The organism is Sporichthya brevicatena (assembly GCF_039525035.1).
Lineage (GTDB): Bacteria > Actinomycetota > Actinomycetes > Sporichthyales > Sporichthyaceae > Sporichthya > Sporichthya brevicatena.
Genome location: NZ_BAAAHE010000069.1, coordinates 1 through 964 on the forward strand (window position 1 = coordinate 1; position 964 = coordinate 964).

General features: G+C 78.8%; 2 protein-coding genes and 1 pseudogene. All 3 read left to right on the top strand.

The window, feature by feature from the left end; all coding sequences use genetic code 11:
* A pseudogene (locus ABD401_RS24925) lies at positions 1 to 391 on the top strand (hypothetical protein); the annotation flags it as partial.
* Positions 388 to 573 (top strand): hypothetical protein, encoded by a 186-nt coding sequence (locus ABD401_RS24930; RefSeq protein WP_344609925.1) that lies wholly within the window; start codon positions 388 to 390, stop codon positions 571 to 573. The pseudogene ABD401_RS24925 and the gene ABD401_RS24930, both read left to right, overlap by 4 nt.
* Complete coding sequence (locus ABD401_RS24935; RefSeq protein WP_344609927.1) at positions 570 to 857, top strand: hypothetical protein; 288 nt, start codon at positions 570 to 572, stop codon at positions 855 to 857. Before ABD401_RS24930 ends, ABD401_RS24935 begins: the two co-directional genes overlap by 4 nt.
* Positions 858 to 964: the final 107 nt, after the last annotated feature.

Sequence of the window (964 nt, forward strand, 5' to 3'; positions counted from 1 at the left end):
GCTCGTCGTGAACGCCGGGAGCCCGAGCGGCGGCACGATCGTCCCGGTCTCCACCGTCGGCGGGGACGGCCCGGCGCCGGCCGAGCCGGCCGCAGCCGCCGAGGAGACCGACGCCGATCCGGGCAAGGCCGATCCGGGCAAGGCCGACCCGGCCGGGCCGAGCGCGTGCCCGTGCCAGCCGATCACCCCGGCCGCGCCGTGGCCCTCACCGGCCGCCCCGGCCCCGCCGGTGTACCCGCAGCCCGCCGCCCCGGCCGCACCCGCTCCCGCCCCGGCCGCGCCGGCCGCGCCGGCCGCGCCGGCCCCGGCCGCGCCGGCGAACAGCGGCAGCCAGGGCGGGGTCAGCGTCGTGCCGCCGACCGTCGGCAACACCACCGGGGTCGGCAAGTGAGCACCCCGACGACCGCCACCCCCACGGGCGGGGCCGGCGCCGAGGCCACCGAGGCCGAGCCCCGGCACTACTACCTGTCCACCGCGTGCCGGCACGAGGTGCACGGCCAGTGCCGGCGCACCTGCGCGTTCTGTGACGCGGCCTGCGTCTGCTTCTGCCACTACCAGGAGGTCCGGTCATGACCGTGATCACGGCCAACGCCAAGGCCCTCATCGCCGCCGCCGTCGCGTTCCTCGGCGCGGTGCAGGTCGGGCTCACCCAGGACGGCCTCGACGCGGCCGAGCTCGTCGGCGCGGCCGTCGCCGGGCTGGTCGCCTTCGGCGGCGTGTACGGGGTCCGCAACGCCGGGCAGGCCGACGCGCAGGCCGTGGTCGACCAGGTCCGCGCGCTCGTGCCGGCCGAGGCCCGGGCCGCGATCGACGAGGCCGTCGCCGACGCCCGCGGCGTCCTCAAGACCGTCACCTGAGCCAGCGGCCGGGCCCCGCACAACGTCAGGCGCCCCGCCTCCCCATCCCGGGGAGCGCGGGGCGCCTGTTCTCCTTTTAAGGGGCTAGTCCGCGTCCTCGGCGGCGT